The 20,731-nt window shown below is 65.2% G+C and carries 17 protein-coding genes; 8 read left to right on the top strand and 9 right to left on the bottom strand.

The features are described 5' to 3' along the window. Positions 1-24 precede the first annotated feature (24 nt). Positions 25-1,299 carry an acyl-CoA dehydrogenase family protein gene (locus tag CWS35_RS17975; protein ID WP_100952839.1) on the bottom strand — a complete coding sequence of 425 codons (1,275 nt, stop codon included), beginning with the start codon at positions 1,297-1,299 and terminating at the stop codon, positions 25-27. Positions 1,300-1,519: 220 nt separating this feature from the next. Between CWS35_RS17975 and CWS35_RS17970 the strand changes: the two genes are divergently transcribed. Continuing rightward, entirely contained in the window at positions 1,520-2,299 is a 780-nt protein-coding gene (locus CWS35_RS17970; RefSeq protein WP_100952837.1) for an enoyl-CoA hydratase-related protein, read from the top strand. A 127-nt stretch (positions 2,300-2,426) separates the two neighbouring features. On the opposite strand, the gene CWS35_RS17965 is transcribed toward CWS35_RS17970, so the two are convergent. From CWS35_RS17965 to CWS35_RS17955, 3 genes are read right to left on the bottom strand one after another with little or no spacing between them, the layout of a single operon-like run. Continuing rightward, positions 2,427-2,807 carry a DUF6285 domain-containing protein gene (locus tag CWS35_RS17965; RefSeq protein ID WP_100952835.1) on the bottom strand — a complete coding sequence of 127 codons (381 nt, stop codon included), beginning with the start codon at positions 2,805-2,807 and terminating at the stop codon, positions 2,427-2,429. A 1-nt stretch (position 2,808) separates the two neighbouring features. Then, on the bottom strand, positions 2,809-3,795 hold the full coding sequence (locus CWS35_RS17960) for a phosphotransferase family protein (RefSeq protein ID WP_100952833.1): 987 nt from the start codon (positions 3,793-3,795) through the stop codon (positions 2,809-2,811). Beyond that, complete coding sequence (locus CWS35_RS17955; RefSeq protein ID WP_024579387.1) at positions 3,792-4,586, bottom strand: enoyl-CoA hydratase/isomerase; 795 nt, start codon at positions 4,584-4,586, stop codon at positions 3,792-3,794. The genes CWS35_RS17960 and CWS35_RS17955 overlap by 4 nt, the downstream gene beginning before the upstream one ends. Before the next feature lie 163 nt (positions 4,587-4,749). Between CWS35_RS17955 and CWS35_RS17950 the strand changes: the two genes are divergently transcribed. Further along, complete coding sequence (locus CWS35_RS17950) at positions 4,750-5,532, top strand: SDR family NAD(P)-dependent oxidoreductase (RefSeq protein ID WP_024579386.1); 783 nt, start codon at positions 4,750-4,752, stop codon at positions 5,530-5,532. 29 nt (positions 5,533-5,561) lie between these two features. On the opposite strand, the gene CWS35_RS17945 is transcribed toward CWS35_RS17950, so the two are convergent. After that, positions 5,562-6,572, bottom strand: coding sequence for an IS30 family transposase (locus CWS35_RS17945; protein WP_100952831.1), 1,011 nt, complete (start codon positions 6,570-6,572; stop codon positions 5,562-5,564). Positions 6,573-6,994: 422 nt separating this feature from the next. Here CWS35_RS17945 and CWS35_RS17940 point away from each other — a divergent pair, with 422 nt between their 5' ends. The 4 genes from CWS35_RS17940 to CWS35_RS17925 all read left to right on the top strand — a co-directional run bounded on the left by CWS35_RS17940 (position 6,995) and on the right by CWS35_RS17925 (position 9,867). Beyond that, entirely contained in the window at positions 6,995-7,372 is a 378-nt protein-coding gene (locus tag CWS35_RS17940; RefSeq protein ID WP_024579385.1) for a VOC family protein, read from the top strand. A gap of 162 nt (positions 7,373-7,534) precedes the next feature. Next, entirely contained in the window at positions 7,535-8,809 is a 1,275-nt protein-coding gene (locus tag CWS35_RS17935) for an acyl-CoA dehydrogenase family protein (protein WP_024579384.1), read from the top strand. 156 nt (positions 8,810-8,965) lie between these two features. Further along, a complete protein-coding gene (locus CWS35_RS17930) occupies positions 8,966-9,583 on the top strand; it encodes a flavin reductase family protein (RefSeq protein WP_100952828.1) in 618 nt (205 codons plus the stop codon). An 8-nt stretch (positions 9,584-9,591) separates the two neighbouring features. After that, entirely contained in the window at positions 9,592-9,867 is a 276-nt protein-coding gene (locus CWS35_RS17925) for a GNAT family N-acetyltransferase (RefSeq protein WP_100952826.1), read from the top strand. A gap of 145 nt (positions 9,868-10,012) precedes the next feature. Here CWS35_RS17925 and yghU read toward each other — a convergent pair whose 3' ends face one another. Beyond that, positions 10,013-10,891, bottom strand: a complete 879-nt coding sequence (yghU, locus tag CWS35_RS17920; protein ID WP_100956476.1) for a glutathione-dependent disulfide-bond oxidoreductase — start codon at positions 10,889-10,891, stop codon at positions 10,013-10,015. A 276-nt stretch (positions 10,892-11,167) separates the two neighbouring features. Between yghU and CWS35_RS17915 the strand changes: the two genes are divergently transcribed. Next, positions 11,168-12,301 (top strand): nitronate monooxygenase, encoded by a 1,134-nt coding sequence (locus CWS35_RS17915; protein ID WP_024579380.1) that lies wholly within the window; start codon positions 11,168-11,170, stop codon positions 12,299-12,301. Between the two features lie 170 nt (positions 12,302-12,471). Then, positions 12,472-13,986 (top strand): acetyl-CoA acetyltransferase, encoded by a 1,515-nt coding sequence (locus CWS35_RS17910; RefSeq protein ID WP_100952824.1) that lies wholly within the window; start codon positions 12,472-12,474, stop codon positions 13,984-13,986. A 180-nt stretch (positions 13,987-14,166) separates the two neighbouring features. Here CWS35_RS17910 and CWS35_RS17905 read toward each other — a convergent pair whose 3' ends face one another. The 3 genes from CWS35_RS17905 to CWS35_RS17895 form a co-directional block, all read right to left on the bottom strand. Next, entirely contained in the window at positions 14,167-15,369 is a 1,203-nt protein-coding gene (locus CWS35_RS17905) for an efflux RND transporter periplasmic adaptor subunit (protein ID WP_100952822.1), read from the bottom strand. Continuing rightward, positions 15,356-18,535, bottom strand: a complete 3,180-nt coding sequence (locus CWS35_RS17900) for an efflux RND transporter permease subunit (RefSeq protein ID WP_024579377.1) — start codon at positions 18,533-18,535, stop codon at positions 15,356-15,358. The genes CWS35_RS17905 and CWS35_RS17900 overlap by 14 nt, the downstream gene beginning before the upstream one ends. 360 nt (positions 18,536-18,895) lie before the next feature. Continuing rightward, positions 18,896-20,602, bottom strand: coding sequence for a methyl-accepting chemotaxis protein (locus CWS35_RS17895; protein ID WP_100952820.1), 1,707 nt, complete (start codon positions 20,600-20,602; stop codon positions 18,896-18,898). Positions 20,603-20,731 lie beyond the last annotated feature (129 nt).

Genomic DNA, 20,731 nt, shown 5'->3' with positions numbered 1-20,731 from the left:
ATATCGCGACGTCGTGCCCCCAACTCAGTGCTTGCCGGCACCCATGTAGCCGAACAGGAAGCCCGCCACCTTGCGCTTCTGGATCTCCTCGCTGCCTTCGGTGATGCGATAGCGGCGGTGGTGGCGGTAGATGTGCTCGAACGGCTTGTGGCGCGAATAGCCCATGCCGCCATGCACCTGCATCGCGCGGTCGGCGGCCTCGCAGCACAGCCGGTTTGCCCAGAAATTGCACATCGAGACCCGGTCCGACAGCGTGTGCTCGACCTGCGCCTGGGTGAGCTGATCCATCTCCCACGCCGTCTTGCGGATCAGCAGCCTGAGCATCTCGGCCTGGGTGGCCAGCTCGACCAGCGGCCACTGGATCGCCTGGTTCTCGGCCAGCGCCTTGCCGAACGGTTTTCGCTCGCGGGCATACTTCACGCTCTCGTTGATGCAATAGACCGCAGCGCCAAGCGAGCTTGCCGCCTGGCGGATGCGGTTCTCGTGCACGAAGCATTGCGCCAAGGACAGGCCGCGGCCGACCTCGCCGAACTGCGCATCCTCAGGCACGAACACGTCGGTGAAGCTGACCCGCGGATGATCGGTCGGCATGTTGAAGGTCCACATGTATTCCTCAACCTTCACGCCCGGCGATTTCGCCGGCACCAGGAAGCAGCTGATGCCGCGGGCGTCGCCGTCATTGCCGGAGGTGCGGGCAAACAGCGCGCAGTGCGTCGCGACATGCATGCCGGTGGTCCACATCTTCTCGCCGTTGATGATCCAGCCTTTGACGTTGTCACGCGTGGCCGGGACGGCTTTGGTCTCCATATGCGTGGCGTCGGAGCCGTGCTCCGGCTCGGTGAGGCCGAATGTGATGCGGTACTTGCCGGTGATCGAGCCGTCGATCATCGCCTTCTGCTCGTCGGTTCCATAGCGGTCGAGCATGGTCACGATCGGCAGATTGCCGACGATCGAATGCTCGTTCTGCAAATCATTGTGCAGGCCGAGTCCCTTCGAGGCGAAATGCTCGCGGATCACGGCCATCCACAGGTTGGAACCGTCCTTGCCGCCATAGCGCTTCGGGATCGCGAAGCGGAGATGGCCGGCGGCGTCGGCCAGGTTCTTGGCCTTGCGCAGCAAGAGCTCCCATTCATGGCGCGGCAGGCCGCCCTTGTCGAAATCGGTGCGCGCCCATTCGCGGCGATGATCGAAGAAGCGGATGTTGTCATCGGCCTCTTCCAGCGGCTTGATCTCGCGTTCGATGAAGCGGTCGAGCTCGGCGAGGTAGGCTGTCAGGTCAGCCGGCAGATTGAAATCCAAGGCGGTCTCTCCCGGAAATATTGTTGATTCTGGTTTTGCGTTTAGGCGCTATCGCGGATCCGCGTTCGGATCGATTAAGCTGAGAAGCACGCGGCCAAGTCAAGCGCGCCAGTGAGGCTTGCGCGCGCGGTCGCGTTGCGTAATTGAATGGCACGGAACGGCGCGCAGGCGGTAGGATGCGCGTGATATTCTTCGCCGCAGAAAATCCACGGGAGCAAACATGGATCTGAAATTCTCCAAGGTGACGCGCAAGGGTCCCATCACCATCGTGACGCTGTCGCGGCCCGAGGTTTATAACGCGCTGCATATCGACGCGCATTTCGAGCTCAACAAGGTGTTCGACGACTTCTCCGCCGATCCCGAGCAGTGGGTGGCGATCGTCACCGGCGCCGGTGACAAGGCGTTCTGCGCCGGCAACGACCTGAAATGGCAGGCCGCCGGCGGCAAGCGCGGCTGGGACAAGGGCGGCTTCGCCGGACTCACCAGCCGCTTCGACTGCGACAAGCCGATCATCGCCGCCGTCAACGGCGTCGCGATGGGCGGCGGCTTCGAGATCGCGCTGGCCTGCGACCTGATCATCGCCTCGGAGAACGCAACCTTCGCTTTGCCCGAGCCGCGCGTCGGCCTCGCCGCGCTCGCCGGCGGCGTGCACCGGCTGCCGCGCCAGATCGGGCTGAAGCGTGCCATGGGCATGATCCTGACCGCGCGCCATGTCAGCGCCAAGGAAGGCCTCGAGCTCGGCTTCGTCAACGAGGTGGTGCCGCAGGGCGAGGCGCTGACCGCTGCCGAGCGCTGGGCCGAGACCATCACCAAGAACTCGCCGATGTCGATCCGCGCCTCCAAGCAGGCGATCCAGAAGGGCCTCGAAGTCTCGCTGGAGCAGGCGCTGGCCGAGCAGCGCGAGTATCCCGCGGTGAAGGCGATGGCGGCCTCGCAGGATTACATCGAGGGCCCGAAGGCGTTTTCCGAGAAGCGCCCGCCGAAGTGGCTGGGGCGGTGACGCCCACTCTCCTCCTGTCATTCCGGGGCGGCGCGAAGCGACGAGCCCGGAATCCATAACCACCATCGTGAGTATGGATTCCGGGCCTGCGCCTGCCGGCGCATCCCGGAATGACGAAGATGGACAGTTACGTCTGCTTGTTCCCCAACTCCCTCTTGTACGACGCGTAGTTCGGCTGATCGACGGCGAGCTTGTCCATCGTGGTCTGCCAGAGATGCTCCGGCAGTCCCGGCGTTGCCAGATCGAGCTCGCCGCTGGCGATCTTGTCCGACAGCGTGCGGTTGAGCTCCATCAGCGTCCCGTCCGCGCCGAGCAATTGCTTCAGCCGCGCCGCCTCGGTGGCGTCGCCTGCCCCGGCCAGCGGGAGCTGCCGGGTCACCAGGTCGAGCGCGTTGATGCCGACGCGCAGCTTGAAGCCGTTGTGGCCCTTGATCGCGGGCGCAATCTCGTCGCGCAGGAAATCGGCGACGGCCTTGATCAGTTCGGTGGGTGTCGGTTCGTCCTGCATCTCAACGACCTCTCGGTGCAAGTAGCCTAAGCAGATCGATCTCGGTCTCCGATGCGCGTCGCCCGATCATCGCGCGCTCCATCGAATGGTCAGGGCCGGCGCGGAAGCGCTGCATCATGCCGCAGCACATCACGCCCCAGCGCAGCGTGCCCATCACCTCCCAGAACATCACGCGGTCGGGGTCGGCCTTGCGACCGGCTTCCTCGTAGCCAGCGAACAGATCCTCGCGCGTGCCAAAACCGCCGACCGGCTTGTCGATCTCGCCGAAGCGCCACGAATTGACGCAGATCCAGCCGAGATCCTCCATCGGATCGCCGGTATGCGCGAGCTCCCAGTCGAGCACCGCGCGCACCCCGTCGGACCCGATGATCAGATTGCCGTGCCGGAAATCGCCATGCACCAGCGTCACCTCGGACGATGGTCCGGGATCGTGATCGCGCAGCCAGCGCAATGCCAGCTCGAACACCGGCCGAGGCCAGTTGAAGCTGTGATATTCGCGGGAGAGATCCTCGATCTCCCTGGTCGCCGTCAGACCGCGCAGCTTCGGCAGCCTCGCCTGCGGCAGGCCGTGAATGCCGGCGATGACGCGGCCGAGCTGGCGCGCCAGCATCGGCCGCGCGCCGGCGTATTCCTCGTCACGCAAAATTTTCCGCGCGATGGTCTCGCCTTCGACCCGCGCCATGATGAAGCCGCGGCCAAGGCCATCCTCCGGCCTCAAGACGTGCATCACCTTCGGCGACGGCAGGCCCGCGTCATGCGCGAGCTGCATCAGCGTGGCCTCGGCGTCGAGGCCGGCGGCGCGGCCGGGCGCCGCACCGTAGCCCGGCGGCGCGCGTCGCAGGATCGCGCCGATCGTGCCGCTGGGGTGCACGATGTCGAACGTCCAGGTCTCCTGGCTGGCGCCGCCGGAGAGCTTTGCCGCGCCGGTGACGCCGGTCGCGCCCGGATGAAACGCGGCGACGCAGCGCCTGAGTTCGGTCTCGATCATTTGCCCTTGAACTTCGCCGGCCGCTTCTCGAGGAATGCGGTGACGCCTTCCTTGAAATCCTCGGCGCGGCCCGCGATCCGCTGCGACTCGCATTCCAGGTTGAGCTGATCCTCGAGGGTGTTTTCCGGGCTGTCCCAATACAGCTTGCGGATCAGCGACAGCGCGATCGTCGGGCCGTTGGCGAGATCATGCGCGAGCTTCATGGTCTCCTCCATCAGCGCGGCGTCGTCATAGACGCGGTTGACGAGACCCCATTCCAGCGCCTTCTCGGCCGGCAGCCGCTCGCCGAGCAGCGACAGCTCGACCGAACGCGCCTTGCCGATCAGCCGCGGCAACAGCCAGGTCGAACCGCAATCCGGCACCAGGCCGATGCGGCGGAACGCTTGCAGGAAATAGGACGAGCGCGCGCACAGGATCAGATCGCCCATCAAGGCGAAGCTCATGCCGGCGCCGGCCGCCGGGCCGTTCACCGCCGTCACGATCGGACAGTGCAGCTTACGCAATCGGCGCAGGAACGGATGGAATGCGGTCTCCAGCGCCGCGCCGGCGTTGCTCCGGCCGGGCTTCTGCTGCTGGTTGCGGCCTTGCAGGTTGGCACCGGTGCAGAAGGCGCGGCCGGTGCCCGTGATCACCAGGCAGCGCACCTCGTCGCGCTTGTCGTCGATCGCATCGAGCGCCTCGGCAAGGCCGCCCAGCATGTCGATCGAGACTGCGTTCATGACTTCCTGATGGTCGAGTTTGAGGATCGCGACCGATCCGTCGAAGTCGAGCGTGACGTGCTTGAACTGCATGGTTTCCTCTTTACGTTGTTGCGGCGGTTGGTACCGCAGTAGGTCGATGGGTCGACCTGTATCTGGACCCATATTTGATTTTTGTGCCGGGCTTGTCCATGGTCGATGGCAAGCCCATCCGTGAACGCGTGATTAGCGCGCACCAAACCAAATGGAAACCCCAATGAGTGGCATCTTCGATCTCACCGGCCGCGTCGCTGTCATCACCGGTGGCAATGGCGGCATCGGCCTCGGCATCGCGCAGGCGCTCAACGCCGCCGGCTGCAACGTCGCGATCTGGGGCCGCAACGCGGAAAAAAACGCCAACGCCGCCGCCTCGATGAAGGCCGGCCCCGGCAAGGTCGCCACGCAATTCTGCGACGTCAGCGACCCCGGTTCGGTCAAGACCGCGATGAAGGCAACCCTCGACACCTTCGGCCGCGTCGACGGCTGCTTCGCCAATGCCGGCATCGGCGGCGGCGGACGCCGCTCCTTCATCGACCGCACCGAGGAGGAATGGCGGCGGATGTTCGCGACCAATCTCGACGGCGTGTTCCACGTATTCCAGGCTGCGGCACGCCACATGACCGAGCGGTCCGAGGCCGGCGACAAGTTCGGCCGGCTGGTCGCGACCTCGAGCCTCGCCTCGCTGTTCGGCACCGCGCGCAACGAGCACTATGCCGGCACCAAGGCCGCGCTGAATGCGCTGTGCCGCGCGCTCGGCGTCGAGCTCGCCCGCCACGGCGTCACCGCGAACGCGATCCTGCCCGGCTGGATCAAGAGCGACATGACCGCCGGCATCATGGCCAACGACAAGTTCGTCGCCAACGTGATGCCGCGCATCCCGGTGCGCCGCTTCGGCGAACCGAGCGATTTCGGCGGCATCGCCGTCTACCTCATGAGCAAGGCGTCGTCCTATCATACGGCGGATTGTTTCGTGATCGACGGCGGGTACACCGCGTTCTGAATGCGCTGCTGCGTCCACAATCAAGACTGTCATCCTGGCGAAAGCCAGGAGGTGGATTCACACTCGAAGTGCAACACTTGAGCAGCAAAGACCTCTGTCGGGGTCTTGAAGTCAAGGCATTTGCGCGGGGTGTTGTTGTAGGCGGCGATGGACTTGCGAAGGCGGCGGGTCGGCAGCTTCTCAAGGTCGGTGTTGCGTGGGATGAAGCGGCGCATGCGGCCGATGGCGTTCTCGATGCCACCTTTCTGCCAGGGGGCGTGGGGATCGCAGAAGAACGTCTTGATCAAGAGGCTTTGCAAGGAAAGGTGAGCTGCGAACTCGGTGCCGTTGTCGAAGGTGACGGTCCGGCGGATCGGTTGTGGCAGGACCTCGAACAGGCGCACGAGATGGTGGGCGACGCCGGAGGCGAGCTTGCTTGCGAGGGGGACGCCGAGCAACAGGCGGGAGGTGCGCTCATGCACGGCCAAGATCTGCTGACCGTATTTGGAGAACATCATGAGGTCGGCCTCCCAATGGCCCGGGGTCTTGCGATCGGCGACCTCGATGGGGCGCTGATCCAGCGAAACACGGCCTTCGATGAAGCTTGCGGGACTGCCGCCCCGCTTGCCGCGACGACCGCGCTTGCTCTTGCCGCGCGGCAAATAGCGTCGCCAGCTGAAGTCCGAGGTGCGGGTGAGCTGGGCATAGATGAAGCGGTAGATGCTCTCATAGGAGATCACCCTGCGGCCGTGCTCACGCGCCAGCCGGCCGGCGACCTGCTCGGGCGACCAGCCCCAACCAAGACGTTCCAACACCGCGCAGCGCAGGCCGTGCTCTCGTTCGAGGCGAGAGCCCGTCCAGCGCCGCGCTCGCATCTGTTGCTGGGCATAGCTGGGCTTGTAACCGACCTGAACGCCAGAATTGCGGTTCAGCTCCCGAGAGATCGTTGATGGCGGGCGATCCAAAGCTGCCGCGATTTGCCGGATCGAGCTGCCACCGGCCGAAAGCCTGGCAATCTCGCATCGCTCCTCCAGGCAGAGCTGCTTGTAAGTCCGCCCCATGGCAACACCTCCAGATGGAAGTGTTGCACTTCGTTTGTGAACTCAGGGGACCCATAACCACCGCGTTCGCTTGTGAACGGGATCGCGGCCCCGGCGTCGTGCGGCAATTGGCGATCGGGGTAATGGGTCCTGGCTTTCGCCAGGACGACACTGATCTTGTTGCGCGACCTGTGAAACATACACCCACATCCTCGCGGCGTGATCGCGTCCGAGTCTTGCGTCTACTCGCCCTCCTCCGCAACAGAGGGCGCAGCATTTCCTCCCCGCGTCATTCCGGGGCGCGCAAAGCGCGAACCCGGAATGACGAGTGCGAACACCACGCGACGCCGCGTCGCTTCCGTTGCGGTAAAACTGCTGCTAAGCGTTCCAACCGCAAGGGCGCAACAAGGCGGCTTTCATAACCAAGAGGGAGGATATTTCAGATGTTTTCACACGTGATGGTTGGCACCAACGACCTGGACAAGGCCAAGTCGTTCTATGACGCACTGCTCGGTACGATCGATGTCCGGCCGGCCCGGGTCGACGGTCACCGCATCATGTACCTCACCAAGGCCGGCATCTTCATGGTCTCCAAGCCGATCGACGGCGAACCGGCGACGCATGCCAATGGCGGCACGATCGGCTTTGCCTGCGCTTCGCCCGAGCAGGTCGATGCCTGGCACGCGGCCGGTGTCGCCAACGGCGGCAAGCCTATCGAGGATCCGCCGGGCGTGCGGGAAGGCGGCGGCATCAAGCTCTACCTCGCTTACTTGCGCGATCTCGACGGCAACAAGATCTGCGCGATGCATCGGATGACCTGACGATCCGGCACGTGTCGTGAGCGGCGGCGTTCAAACAACGTTTGAAACGCCGTCGCGATATTCCGCGATGCGGTAGCGATGGCACGAAATCGGTGCTCGCGCTTCGCGCCGCACGCGTCTATTGTCCGCCGCGAAACGCGCCTTCGCGAGGGAGAAAAGACAATGAAACATGCCTATGTGCCGCGCACCACGAACTACACGCTCAACCCGGGCGACGAGCTCAACGACCTCCGGATGTCGGACAAGGTTCGCCCGCTCTACGACCACGTGAAGCAGTTCATCCGCGACACCGTCGACCCGATGTCGGTCGAGTTCTATCGCGCCGGCGAGAAGAAGACCAACCGCTGGAGCTTCACCGACGAGCAGCTCGCGATCCTGCAGAAGGCCAAGGACAAGGCCAAGGAAGTCGGCCTCTGGAACTTCTTCCTGCCCGACGCCGAGACCGGCGACGGCCTCAACAACCTCGACTACGCCTATATCGCCGCCGAGCTCGGCAAGAGCCCGCTGGCGTCCGAGACCATGAACTGCTCGGCGCCCGACACCGGCAACATGGAAGTGCTGGAGCGGGTCGGCACCAAGGCGCAGAAGGAGAAGTGGCTGAAGCCATTGCTCAACGGCGAGATCCGCTCGGCCTACGCAATGACCGAGCCGAACGTCGCCTCCTCCGACGCCAAGAACATCTCGACCACCGCGAAGCTGGTCGGCGACGAGTGGGTGATCAACGGCGAGAAGTACTACATCTCCGGCGCCGGCGACCCGCGCTGCAAGATCATGATCGTGATGGTGAAGACCAATCCCGATGCCGCACCCAGCAAGCAGCAGTCGCAGATCCTGGTGCCGATCGACACCCCCGGCGTCGAGATCCTTGGGCCCATGCACGTGTTCGGCCACGACCACGCGCCGCGCGGCCACATGCATCTGCGCTTCAACAATTGCAGGGTGCCGAAGGAGAACATGCTGCTCGGCGAGGGCCGCGGCTTCGAGATCTCGCAGGTTCGCCTCGGACCGGGACGCATCCATCACTGCATGCGCACCATCGGCAAGGCCGAGAAGGCGCTCGACATGATGGTGCAGCGCGGCCTGACCCGCGAAGCGTTCGGCAAGAAGATCGCCCATCTCGGCGGCAATATGCAGATCATCGCCCAGGCGCGCTGCGAAATCGAGGCGATGCGGCTGATGGTGCTGAAGGCGGCCAAGGCGATGGACGTGCTCGGCAACAAGGAAGCCCGCGTCTGGGTGTCGATGGTCAAGGCGATGGTGCCCGAGCGCGCCTGCAAGGTGATCGACCAGGCGATCCAGATGCACGGCGCCACCGGCATCTCGCAGTGGTCGCCGCTCGGCGAGATGTACCAGGACGTCCGCCATCTCCGCTTCGCCGACGGTCCGGACGAGGTGCACTGGATGGTGGTCGGCCGCCACGAACTGAGCATGACGTAACAGCTCATTTTCCCCTCTCCCCGCAAGCGGGGCGAGGTGAGAAAGCAACAACAAGTCTGCCAGGCGGGTTAGCGCAAGCTAACCCGCCTTTTGCTTTGCGGCCGGGCGGCGGCGGGTTACGCTCCGACAACCCGCTCCGCCATTTCGGATCATCCCATGGAATACGCCGCAAGCGACCTGACCCAACGCGAACGCTACAAGGTGCTGACCTCCTTCGTGCTGCCGCGGCCAATCGCCTGGGTCACGAGCCTCGGCCCGGACGGCGTGGTCAATGCGGCACCGTTCTCGTTCTTCAACGTGTTCTGCGAGGATCCGCCGCTCTGCATGTTCGCGGTCAATCGTCGGCCGGATGGGCGTGAGAAGGACACCATGGTCAACATCCAGCGCCTGGGCGAATTCGTGGTCAACCTGACCGACGAGCCCCTGGCGCGCGCCATGCACGAGAGCTCGGGCGACTTTCCGCCGGAGATCGGCGAACCTGATTACCTCGGCCTCAAGCTCGCGCCGTCCAGCAAGATCGCGGTGCCCCGGCTTGCCGACGCGCCGTTCGCGATGGAGTGCAGGACCTGGAAGCTGATCGACGTCAACGGCGACCGCGAGCTCATCATGGGCGAAGGCATTCACTTCCACATCCGCGACGAATTGTGGGACGATGACGCGATGCGCGTTCATATGGATCGCTATCACCCGATCGGCCGCATGTTCGCCGACCGCTACTGCCGCACCGACGACCGCGTGGTGTTTCCCGCAGCCGAAGGCGCAAAGACGAAATAGGAGAGACGATGACTGAAGCATTCCACGACAACACGGCGCAGAGCCGGTTCGAGCTCGCCGTCGACGGCCACATCGCCTTCGTGGTCTACCGCAAGACGCCGGATACGATCACGCTGGTCCACACCGAAGTGCCGCCGGAGCTTGGCGGCCGCGGCATCGGCTCCAAGCTCGCCCGCGCCACGCTCGACGCCGTGCGTGCGCAGAAGATCAAGCTCGTCGTAAAATGTGAGTTCATCCAGGGCTTCATGATGAAGAACCCGGAGTATGACGATTTATTGAGCTAATCTGCCCTACTGCATCCCACACTTCGTCATGGCCGGGCTTGTCCCGGCCATCCACGTCTTCGTCTCCGGTGAACAAAGACGTGGATGCCCGGCACAAGGCCGGGCACGACCAATTTCACCGAGAGATCGCAGCGTATCAGCAACTTTACGACGACGCCGGCTCCCCGATCTTGTCCTGCGTCCTGGTCTCGAAATCGCTGGCGTCATGGCGCTCGTGGAGCTGGCTCGACGGCTCGCCCCAGGTGCGGTTGACCATGCGGCCGCGCTTCACCGCGGGCCGTGCCGCGATCGCGTCGGTCCAGCGCTGCACGTTCTTGTAGTCCTGCACCGAGAGGAATTCGCCGGCGCCGTAGAGCAGGCCCTTGGCGAGCCCGCCATACCAGGGCCACACCGCCATGTCGGCGATGGTGTAGACGTCACCGGCGAGATACTCGTTGTCGGCGAGCCGGCGCTCGAGCACGTCGAGCTGGCGCTTCACCTCCATCGCGAAGCGGTCGATGGCATATTCGATCTTGGTCGGCGCATAGGCATAGAAGTGCCCGAAGCCGCCGCCGAGATAGGGTGCGGCACCCATCTGCCAGAACAGCCAGGAGAAGGTTTCGGCGCGGGTCTTGACGTCGGTCGGCAGGAACGCGCCGAATTTTTCCGCCAGATAGACCAGGATCGAGCCCGACTCGAACACCCTGATCGGCTCCGCTCCGCTGTGATCCATCAGCGCCGGGATCTTCGAGTTCGGATTGACGCCAACGAAGCCGCTGCCGAACTGGTTGCCGTCGATCTTGATCAGCCAGGCGTCGTATTCCGCACCCGTGTGGCCGGCAGCCAGCAACTCTTCTAGCATCACGGTGACCTTCACCCCGTTCGGTGTCGCCAGCGAGTAGAGTTGCAGCGGATGGCGGCCGACCGGCAGCTCCTTGTCATGGGTCGGACCGGCGATCGGCCGGTTGATGCTGGCGAAGCGGCCGCCGCTCTCCTTGTTCCAGGTCCAGACTTTCGGCGGCTCGTAGGCAGGGGTGTCGGTCACGTCGTTGGCTCCCGGGTTGACGTTTTTCCATGGCGCGGCAACCGCCGTGCACATCCGCATGTCTGCACTAGATGGTGGGCAGGTTCCGCTTTGCCCAGCCCACGCGATCGCATTTTCTACCCAGCGGAATGCGCTGCGAGCGATGCAGCCAAGCAGCGCCTGTACGCAAGATCGCCGAGGCCGAAACCCGCTTGGCTTCGCTGACCGTGATGCGCTAGCGTTGCAGGGGCTGATGCCAACAAGCACAAGAAGCAGCCGGCGGGAGAAAACCAATCCATGAAGTCACCGATCTGCGACATGCTGGGGATCGAATTCCCCCTGCTCGCTTTCAGCCATTGCCGCGACGTGGTCGCAGCGGTCAGCCGCGCCGGCGGCTTCGGCGTGTTCGGCGCGACCCGGTACCTGCCGGAAACGCTGGAGCAGGAATTGAAATGGATCGACGCGCATGTCGACGGCAAGCCCTACGGCATCGACGTGCTGATCCCCGAGAACATCTCGACCGCCGGCGAGAAGAACGTCACCTGGAAGAGCCTGGAGAAACGCGTCTCCAAGGAGCACCGCGACTTCACCCGCAATCTCTTGAAGAAATACGACATCGAGCTCACGGCGCAGAGCGTCGCCGACAACCAGCCGCAACCGTTCGATGCCGAGACCGCGCTGCAATTGCTCGAGGTCTCGTTCCGCCATCCGATCAGGCTGATCGCCAACGCGCTCGGCGTGCCGCCGCGGGCGATGATCGAGATGGGCCGCAAGCACAACGTGCCGGTCGCAGCCCTGATCGGCTCCAAGGAGCACGCGCTGCGCCAGGTCGCGGCCGGCGTCGATATCCTGGTCGCGCAGGGCACCGAGGCCGGCGGCCATTGCGGCGAGGTCTCGACCATGGTGCTGGTGCCCGAGGTGATCAAGGCGGTGAAGAAGATCCGCGACGTGCCGGTGCTCGCCGCCGGCGGCATCATGACCGGCAGCCAGATGGCCGCCTGCATGGCGATGGGCGCGGCCGGCGCCTGGACCGGCTCGGTGTGGCTTGCCACCGTGGAGTCGGAGACCTCCGAGATCTTCCGCGAGAAGATGATCGCGGCCTCCTCGCGTGACGCGATCCGCTCCAAGGGCCGCACTGGCAAGCCCGCGCGGCAACTCCGTTCGGTCTGGACCGACGCCTGGGACCGTTCGCCGGAAAGCCCCGGCGCGCTGCCGATGCCGCTGCAAAGCATCATCAGCCGCGACGCCTTCAACGCCATCGACCGCGCCGCCGAGGCCGGCAACGAGAAGGCGCGCGATCTCGTCAGCTACTTCGTCGGCCAGGGCGTCGGCCTGGTCGACAGCGTCAAGTCCGCCGGCGCCGTGGTGCAGGAGTTCAAGGAAGATTTCGTCGAGGCCGTCGAGCACATGAATGCGTTGGTGGCGGAGTAGAGTACGTGGCTCATCCTTCGAGGCTCGCTGCGCTCGCGCCTCCAGCGACAAAGGCGAAGCCTTTGCGCAGGGATGACGCCCCCTACGTAGCCGTCACCCTGAGGTGCGCGCTCTTGCGCTCCTCGAAGGGCGGCGGCGTGGCGAAGATCTAGAAAGTGAAGCAAGAAGAAATGACCACATCTCATATCCCCGAAGACCGCATTCCCGTCATCGTCGGCGTCGGCGAGATCGTCGATCGTCCAAAGGACATCGCAGCCGGCCTCGAGCCGCTCACCTTGCTCGAGGAGGCGCTGAAGCGCGCCGAAGCCGACAGCGGCGCAAAGCTGCTCGCCGACGTGCAGTCGCTCGACGTCGTCAACTTCCTGAGCTGGCGCTACCGCGATCCGGAGAAGCAGCTGGCGCAACGGCTCGGCATCGCGCCCGCGCATCTCTATTACGGCCCGGTCGGCGGCGAGAGCCCGATCCGCTATCTGCACGAAGCGGCGCAGCGCATCGCGCGCGGCGAATGCAGCGTGGCGGCGGTCTGCGGCGCGGAGGCGCAGTCGACCGCGACCAAGGCGCAGCGCGCCGGCGTCGAACTGCCCTGGACGCCGTTCGCGCATGACGTCGAGGAGCCCAAGCGCGGCGCCGCGTTCCAGAAGCCGCTTGCCGTGACGCTCGGCGTGTTCAGGCCGATCACGGTCTATCCGCTCTATGAGTCCGCGACCTCGGCGCATTGGGGCCAGACGCCGCGCCAGGCGCTGAAGGAATCCGGCGAGCTGTGGTCGACCTATGCGCGGGTTGCCGCCGACAATCCGAACTCCTGGCTGAAGAAGACATTCACCGGCGACGAGATCACGACCGCGACGCCGGACAACCGGATGATCGCGTGGCCCTATACGAAGCTGATGGTCGCGAACCCGACGGTGAACATGGGCGGCGCGCTGATCCTGACCAGCCTGGCGAAGGCGCGCGCCGCGGGCGTGCCCGAAGACAGGCTGATCTATCCGCTCGGCGGCGCCTCGGCGGAAGAGCCGCGCGATTATCTGATCCGCGACCAGTTCGTCGAGAGCCACGCGCAGACCGCGGTGCTGAAGGCGGTGATGGATCTGGTCGGCGGCGACGGCAAGAAGTTCGACGCGATCGAGCTCTATAGCTGTTTCCCCTGCGTGCCCAAGATGGCGCGCCGGACGCTCGGCCTTGGGCCCGACGTACAGCCGACCGTGACAGGCGGGCTGACGTTCTTCGGCGCGCCGCTCAACACCTACATGACGCATTCGGCCTGCGCGATGGTGCGCAAGCTGCGCAGCGGCGGCACGCTCGGCCTGCTCTACGGCCAGGGCGGCTTCGTCACCAAGCATCACGGCCTGGTGCTGTCGCGCGCGGCGCCGACATCAGCACTCAAGCAGGACACCAGCGTGCAGGCGGAGGCGGACCGGCATCGCCGCGACGTGCCCGACTTCACCGCCGAGGCGACAGGCAAAGGCAAGGTCGAGGCCTTCACCGTGATCTATCGCGCCAATGGCGAGGTCGAGCACGGCGTCACCATGCTGCGCACCGACGACGGCCGCCGCAGCCTCGGCCGCATCCCGGCAGGCGACACCGCAACGCTGGCGCATCTCCAGGATCTCGACCGCACCCCGGTCGGCACCACGGGCAACATCGTCACCGCCGCTGACGGCGTGCCGGAATGGCGGGTTGGCTGAGCGACTGAATTGGCAGGGTGGGCAAGGCGAAAGCGTGCCCACCATCACGTGCAGTGCGCTTGACGGTGGGCACGGCGCTTTCGCGCCTTTGCCCACCCTACGCATCCGGCTTGATCGGATCTCGAAACGAAAATGCCCGGGACAAGCCCGGGCATGACGGAGTGAGAGACGCAGCGCGCCCTACCCCTTCGCGTCCTGCTTTTCAGAGGCGGTGGTCGGCTTGCCCTTGGCGCCGACACCGGTGACGCGGACATGATCGCCGTCGGCGAGACCGTCCGGCGGCGCGGTGATGATGCGGTCGTCAGGCGCAAGGCCCGCTGCGATCTCGATCTCCTTGCCGAGGTCGCGGCCGATCTTCACCGTCTTGAACAGCACCTTGTCGTCGGGACCGACGGTCGCGACCCGCAGGCCGTTGCCGTTGAAGATCAGTGCGCTGGCGGGAATGCTGAGCGGCGTCGACTCGCGTTGCAGGTTCAGCTTCACGCTGGCGTAGCTGCCCGGCATCAGTTCGCCGGAGGAGTTGTCGAGCCCGAGCTGCATCCGCGTCGTGCCGGAGGCGACATCGACCGCCTGCGAGGAGGCTTCCACCGTCGCCTGGAAGGCGCGGTTCGGATAGTCCGGCAGGCTCAGCGTGGCCTTGGCGCCGATCTTGATCGCCGGGACGTAGTTCTGCGGCACGTTGACGTAGACGCGCAGCTTGGCGATGTCGGAGACCGTGAACATCGCGGGGCCCGAGCCGCCGCCGGCATTGATCAACGCGCCGACGTCGGTATCGCGCGAAGTCACCACGCCGTCGAACGGCGCCGTGATCTTCTTGTAGCCGGCGAGCGCTTCCAGCCGCTCGACATTGGCCTGACCGGCCCTGACCGCGCCGTTCTTGTTGGAGAGGTCGGCGGTGCGCTCGTCGATCTCCTGGGCGGAGACGAAGTTCGAGGCCACCAGCGTCTTGCGCCGGGCGAGCGTCGCCTCCGACAGCTTGGCCGAGGCCTGGGCGCTGGCGAGATCGGCGCGCGCCTGCAACAATTGCTGGTCGAGGTCGGGGGCCTCGATCTCGGCGATCACCTGACCGGCCTTGACCCGGGCGCCGATGTCGACGTCCCAGCTCTTCAGATAACCCGACACGCGCGCGAAGATCGGTGCGCGGGAATAGGCTTCGAGCCGGCCCGGCAGATCGATGGTCGGGCTCAGCGCCTTGGCGCTCGGCAACGCCACGGCGACGGTCGGAACGGCCTGCTCATCGGTCCATTGCTTGAGCTTGCTGTCTTGCTCCTCGCGGGCGCGGATTCCGGTGCCGACGATCAGTCCTGCGCCGACCAGTGCAACCACGCCGAATATGCCCAATTTCCGGCCGGACACCGGGGGGCGCTGTTCAGTGGGCTGCATGCGGAATCTCCGATGAGGCGGCGACTTTGGCGCCTTGCTTCTTGTGTACCATACTGAATACCACGGGAACAAACATCAGCGTCGCGAAGGTGGCGAAGATCAGGCCGCCGATCACGGCGCGGCCCAGCGGCGCATTCTGCTCGCCGCCCTCGCCGAGCCCCAGCGCCATCGGCGCCATGCCGATGATCATGGCCAGCGCCGTCATCAGCACCGGGCGGAAGCGGACGAAACCGGCCTCCAGTGCCGCCGCGACGGGGTCGCCAAGCTCCTCATAGCGCTCACGGGCGAAGCTGATCACCAGCACGCTGTTGGCGGTCGCGACGCCCATGCACATGATGGCGCCGGTCAGCGCCGGAACCGACAGCGTGGTCTGGGTGGTGAACAGCATCCAGACGATGCCGGCCAGCGCCGCCGGCAGCGCCGTGATGATCACGAACGGGTCCGACCAGGACTGGAAGTTCACCACGATCAGGAAGTAGATCAGCACGACTGCGCCGAGCAGGCCGAACAACAGACCGGTGAAGGCCGAGTTCATGGTCTGCACCTGGCCGAGCAGCACCACGGACGAGCCCTTCGGCACCTCCTTGGCGGTATCGGCGATCAACTGGCGCACGTCGGTCGCGACGCCGCCGAGATCGCGGCCCTGCGTCGTGGCGTAGATCTGCACCAGCGACTGGATGTCGTATTGCGAGACCACCGCGCTCGAGGTCGCGCGCTTGATGTCGGCGATGCCGCCGAGGATCGGCGCCTGGGTGTTGCCGGTCGCGGTGATCGGCAAGGTCTGCAACGCGCTCAGCGAGTCGATCTGGTATTGCGGCGTCTGCATCACGATCGAATACGACACGCCGTTGTCGGGGTTGAGGAAGTAGGTCGGCGCGACCTGCGACGAACCGGCCAGATTGACCACCAGCGCGTTGGTGACGTCGCGCTCGGTCAGGCCGACATATTGTGCGCGGGTGCGATCGACATCGATGTTGAAGGTCGGGTTGTTCGGCGACTGCTGGATCCGCGCGTCGGCGATGCCGGGAATCCGCTTGATCTTCGCCAGCAGCTTGTTGGCATAGGCGTAGTTGCCTTCGAGATTGGCGCCGCGGATCTGCAAATCGATCGGCGCCGGCGCACCGAAGTTCAGGATCTGGCTGACGATGTCGGCGGGCAGGAAGGAGAAGCTGGTGCCCGGGAACAGCCGCGGCAATTGCTCACGCAGCGTGCGCACATGCTCCTCGGTCGGCTTGTGACCTTCCTTCAGCTTGATCTGGATGTCGGCATCCTGCGGACCGATCACGCCGGTGTTGTTGTAGGTCAGGTTGATGCTGGAGATCGGCATGCCGATGTTGTCGGTCATGGTCTCGATCTCGCCCGGGATCAGCTTGCGGATCGCTTTCTGGACATCCGCCATCTGGTTGGCGGTCTCCTCGACGCGGGTGCCGACCTGGGTGCGGACATGCATCAGGATGTTGCCGGCATCGACCGACGGGAAGAAGTTGCGGCCGAGGAACGGCACCAGCAGAAACGACGCGGCGACGACCGCAAGGAAGCCGCCGACGAACACCTTGCGGTGGCCGAGCGCCATCGCAAGCAGGCCGTGATAGCCGCCGCGGATGCGCTCGAACCGCGCTTCGAAGCCGCGCTGGAACCAGACCAAGGGATTGCGCGACTTCGGCGGCGCGCCTTCGTGATGGACATGCGGCTGCAACAGATAGTTCGCCATCGTCGGCACCAAAGTGCGCGACAGGATGAACGACCAGATCATCGCGAACATGACCGCTTCGGCCATCGGCACGAACAGGAAGCGCGCGACGCCTGACAGGAAGAACATCGGCACGAACACGATGCAGATACACAGCAGCGAGACGAACGCCGGCGTCACGATCTGGTTGGCGCCGTCGAGGATCGATTGCTCGACCGGCTTGCCCTGCTCGAGATGGTAGTTGATGTTCTCGATCGTCACCGTGGCGTCGTCGACCAGGATGCCGACCGCGAGCGCGAGGCCGCCGAGCGTCATGATGTTGAGCGTCTCGCCGATCAGGGACAGCATGATGATGGCGCCAAGCACCGACAGCGGGATCGACACCGCGATGATGACGGTCGAACGCCAGCTGCCGAGGAACAGCAGGATCATGACGCTGGTCAAGAGCGCCGCGATCACGCCTTCGAAGGCGACGCCGGTGATGGCGCCGCGGACGAACACCGACTGGTCGCCGACGAAGCCGATCTTGAGCGCGTCCGGCATCTGGTCCTTGACCTCGATCACCTTCTGCTTGATGCCGGAGATGATATCGAGCGTCGAAGTCGCGCCCGCCTTCAGCACCATCATCAGCACCGAGCGGTTGCCGTCGACATGGACGATGTTGGTCTGCGGCGGGTTGCCGTCGCGGACGGTGGCGACGTCGCGGATATAGACCATCGCGCCGTTGACGGTCTTGATCGGCAGGTCGCCGAGTTCCTCGATCTTCAGCGGCGAGTTGTTCAAGTTGATGGTGTATTCGAAGTTGCCGATCTTCTGGGTGCCGACCGGCGTGATCAGGTTCTGCGCGGCGAGCGCATTGGCGACGTCCTGCCCCGACAGGCCGCGCGCTTGCAGCGCGGTCGAATTGAGGTCGATCTGGACCTGGCGCTGCTTGCCGCCATACGGATAGGGAATCGCGGCGCCGGGCACCGTGACCAGCGGCGTGCGCAACTGGTTGATGCCGATGTCGGCGAGGTTCTGCTCGGTGAGGCCGTCGCCCGACAGCGCGACCTGGATGATCGGCACCGTCGAGGCGCTGTAATTGAGGATCAGCGGCGGTGTCGCGCCCGGCGGCAATTGCTTCAGCAGGGTCTGGGCGATCGCCGTGACCTGCGCGTTGGCGGTACGGATGTCGACATTGGGCTGGAAGAAGATCTTGACGATGCCGATGCCGTTGTAGGAGTTCGCAACGATGTGCTCGATGTCGTTGACCGTCGTGGTCAGCGTCCGCTCGAACGGCGTCGTGATGCGCCCCGACATCTGGTCGGGAGGCAGGCCGGTGTACGACCAGGCCACGCCGATCACCGGGATGCGGATTTCGGGAAAGATGTCGGTCGGCGTGCGCAGCGCCGCCAGCGGTCCGATAATCAGCAGCAGGATCGCGAGCACGACGAAAGTATATGGCCGGCTCAGCGCGATACGGACCAGTGCGATCATAAAAGCAGCATTCCCGAAATAAAGCCCGCCCAGGCAAAGCAATCGGCGTTCCAAAAGGCCGATCCGCTGGCGCCGATTTACCCGATGCCGGGCAAAACGCCAACCCGTGGAGCCGCGGCGGCCTTCACTTCCTTGGCATAGCCCGTGAGGCAGCGCGATTCGATCGGTTGCGCCGGCCGCGGCGCCAGCGATCCCAGTCGGATCATCACCAAAAAGAGACAGCCCTGCTCTGGGAGTGAGCAGGGCAAGGACACCATTCCGGGCGACGCGTGGCCAGCGCATCGCTGCCCCGCGAAAATGCAAAGCATGACGAACCAGTCCGGTCCGTCACGCCGATGGCACAACCGCGCTTGCGCAGAATCAGGCGGCCCGGACCGAGTCCAGGAACCGGCCGACCTCGAGCTTGAGGCGGTTGCTGTCGCCGGAGAGCGATTGTGCGGCACCCAGCACCTGCGTCGAGGCCGACCCGGTCTCGGTGGCGCCGCGCTGGACATAGGCGATGTTGGCCGAGACCTGGCCGGTGCCTTCGGCCGCATGCTGAACATTTCGGGAGATTTCCTGGGTCGCGGCGCCCTGCTCCTCCACGGCGGCGGCAATCGTCGAGGAGATCTCGGAGAGCCGCTCGATGGTTGCGCCGATCTCGCGGATCGCGTTCACGGAGGCCTCGGTCGCGGCCTGGATGCCGGAAATCTGCTGGCCGATCTCCCCGGTCGCCTTCGCGGTCTGCTCGGCGAGCGCCTTCACTTCCGACGCCACCACGGCAAAGCCGCGGCCGGCCTCGCCGGCGCGAGCCGCCTCGATGGTCGCGTTCAGCGCCAGCAGGTTGGTCTGGCCGGCGATGGTGTTGATGAGCTCGACCACGTCGCCGATACGGGCGGCGGCTTTCGACAGCTCGCTGACCCGATCATTGGTCGCACGGGCCTGATCGACCGCGTCGCCCGCCATCCGCGCCGATTCCTGTACCTGGCGGCTGATCTCGGAGACCGAGGACGACAGTTCCTCGGTCGCGGATGCCACCGACTGCACATTGGTCGACGCCTCTTCCGAGGCCGCTGCGACCGTCGTCGCCAGTTCCTGCGACCGTTCGGCGGTCGAGGTCAGCGTGGTCGCCGAGGCCTCGAGCTCGGTCGAGGCGGACGCCACCGTTTCCACGATCTCGCCGACCGCACGCTCGAAACCGTCGGCGAGTTGCAGCATGTCGGCACGGCGCTGCGCAGCGGCGCGCGCCTCGGCGTCCTTCTGCTCGCGCTCCATCCGGATCTTGGCAAGGCCGTTGTCCTTGAACACGAGCGCGGTCTTGGCCACGTCGCCGACCTCGTCGCGGCGGTCGGTGCCATGCACCGCAACCTCGTAATTGCCGTTGGCGAGCTGCTGCAACAGCTCGACGACGGCACGGATCGGCTTGGCGACGCCGTATTGTCCGACGAGGAAGCCGAATACCAGGCCGAACACGACGCCCGATGCCGCGAGCAGGATCAACAGCTCCGAGGTCGAGGTATACTCTAGCTCATTGGCCTTGACGTTGTCCCTGACCCGCTGATCCTGGCGATCGGCTACCGCCCGCACCTTGGATTGCAGCTCTTCCGCCGCCGCACGGCTCTTCATCGCGGCATCGCGCAGCTTCTCCGCCGACGCAGTCAGGTCGGCGGCCCGGGCGCCATCGACCGCATCGAGCGTCTGCTTCAACTGGGCCTGATAGGTCGACTGCGCCGACCGCACGCCGGACAGCAGCGCGATGGTCGGCTGATCCTCGGTCTTGCCGAGTTCGACGAGGCGTTCCTCGAGCAATTTGAGCTGTTCGTCGATCACGCCGCGGGCCGCGATCCGGTTCTCGTCGCGGGGATCGAGCGCGCTGCGGAACTCGGCCCGGTTGATCGCAAGCACGCTCTGATTGGCGCGCGCCGAGAGCAGCGCGCGTTCCGCCGCGTGTGCCGTGACCTCGCCGCGCTGGCTCAGCGATTTGAGCGATGAAATCCCGAGATAGGCCAGCGCACTGGCAATGACCGAGAGGCCGACCACAATCGCCAGAATCTTCGTGAGAATACGGAAGCGCGCCAGGATCATCATCGATTGCCTCGTTCGGAGTGAATGTCGCGATCTCGTGCGGTGGCAGTGTCGCGCTGCGGCAAGTTACCGCGCGTGGAACTACGGATCGTTAACCGGACCTTCCGTTGAAGTACGGAGCGTTGCCGAAAG

Origin of the sequence: Bradyrhizobium sp. SK17 (assembly GCF_002831585.1) — a bacterium.
In the GTDB taxonomy this organism is placed as follows: Bacteria; Pseudomonadota; Alphaproteobacteria; order Rhizobiales; family Xanthobacteraceae; genus Bradyrhizobium.
Note: the sequence above shows the minus strand (reverse complement) of the source record. Positions and strands in the feature narration are given on the sequence as shown.

Coding starts and splice junctions, on each gene's coding strand:
- CWS35_RS17970 (WP_100952837.1), top strand. CDS start 1,520: ATGGATCTGAAATTCTCCAAGGTGACGCGCAAGGGTCCCATCACCATC.
- CWS35_RS17965 (WP_100952835.1), bottom strand. CDS start 2,807: ATGCAGGACGAACCGACACCCACCGAACTGATCAAGGCCGTCGCCGAT.
- CWS35_RS17960 (WP_100952833.1), bottom strand. CDS start 3,795: ATGATCGAGACCGAACTCAGGCGCTGCGTCGCCGCGTTTCATCCGGGC.
- CWS35_RS17955 (WP_024579387.1), bottom strand. CDS start 4,586: ATGCAGTTCAAGCACGTCACGCTCGACTTCGACGGATCGGTCGCGATC.
- CWS35_RS17950 (WP_024579386.1), top strand. CDS start 4,750: ATGAGTGGCATCTTCGATCTCACCGGCCGCGTCGCTGTCATCACCGGT.
- CWS35_RS17945 (WP_100952831.1), bottom strand. CDS start 6,572: ATGGGGCGGACTTACAAGCAGCTCTGCCTGGAGGAGCGATGCGAGATT.
- CWS35_RS17940 (WP_024579385.1), top strand. CDS start 6,995: ATGTTTTCACACGTGATGGTTGGCACCAACGACCTGGACAAGGCCAAG.
- CWS35_RS17935 (WP_024579384.1), top strand. CDS start 7,535: ATGAAACATGCCTATGTGCCGCGCACCACGAACTACACGCTCAACCCG.
- CWS35_RS17930 (WP_100952828.1), top strand. CDS start 8,966: ATGGAATACGCCGCAAGCGACCTGACCCAACGCGAACGCTACAAGGTG.
- CWS35_RS17925 (WP_100952826.1), top strand. CDS start 9,592: ATGACTGAAGCATTCCACGACAACACGGCGCAGAGCCGGTTCGAGCTC.
- CWS35_RS17915 (WP_024579380.1), top strand. CDS start 11,168: ATGAAGTCACCGATCTGCGACATGCTGGGGATCGAATTCCCCCTGCTC.
- CWS35_RS17910 (WP_100952824.1), top strand. CDS start 12,472: ATGACCACATCTCATATCCCCGAAGACCGCATTCCCGTCATCGTCGGC.
- CWS35_RS17905 (WP_100952822.1), bottom strand. CDS start 15,369: ATGCAGCCCACTGAACAGCGCCCCCCGGTGTCCGGCCGGAAATTGGGC.
- CWS35_RS17900 (WP_024579377.1), bottom strand. CDS start 18,535: ATGATCGCACTGGTCCGTATCGCGCTGAGCCGGCCATATACTTTCGTC.
- CWS35_RS17895 (WP_100952820.1), bottom strand. CDS start 20,602: ATGATGATCCTGGCGCGCTTCCGTATTCTCACGAAGATTCTGGCGATT.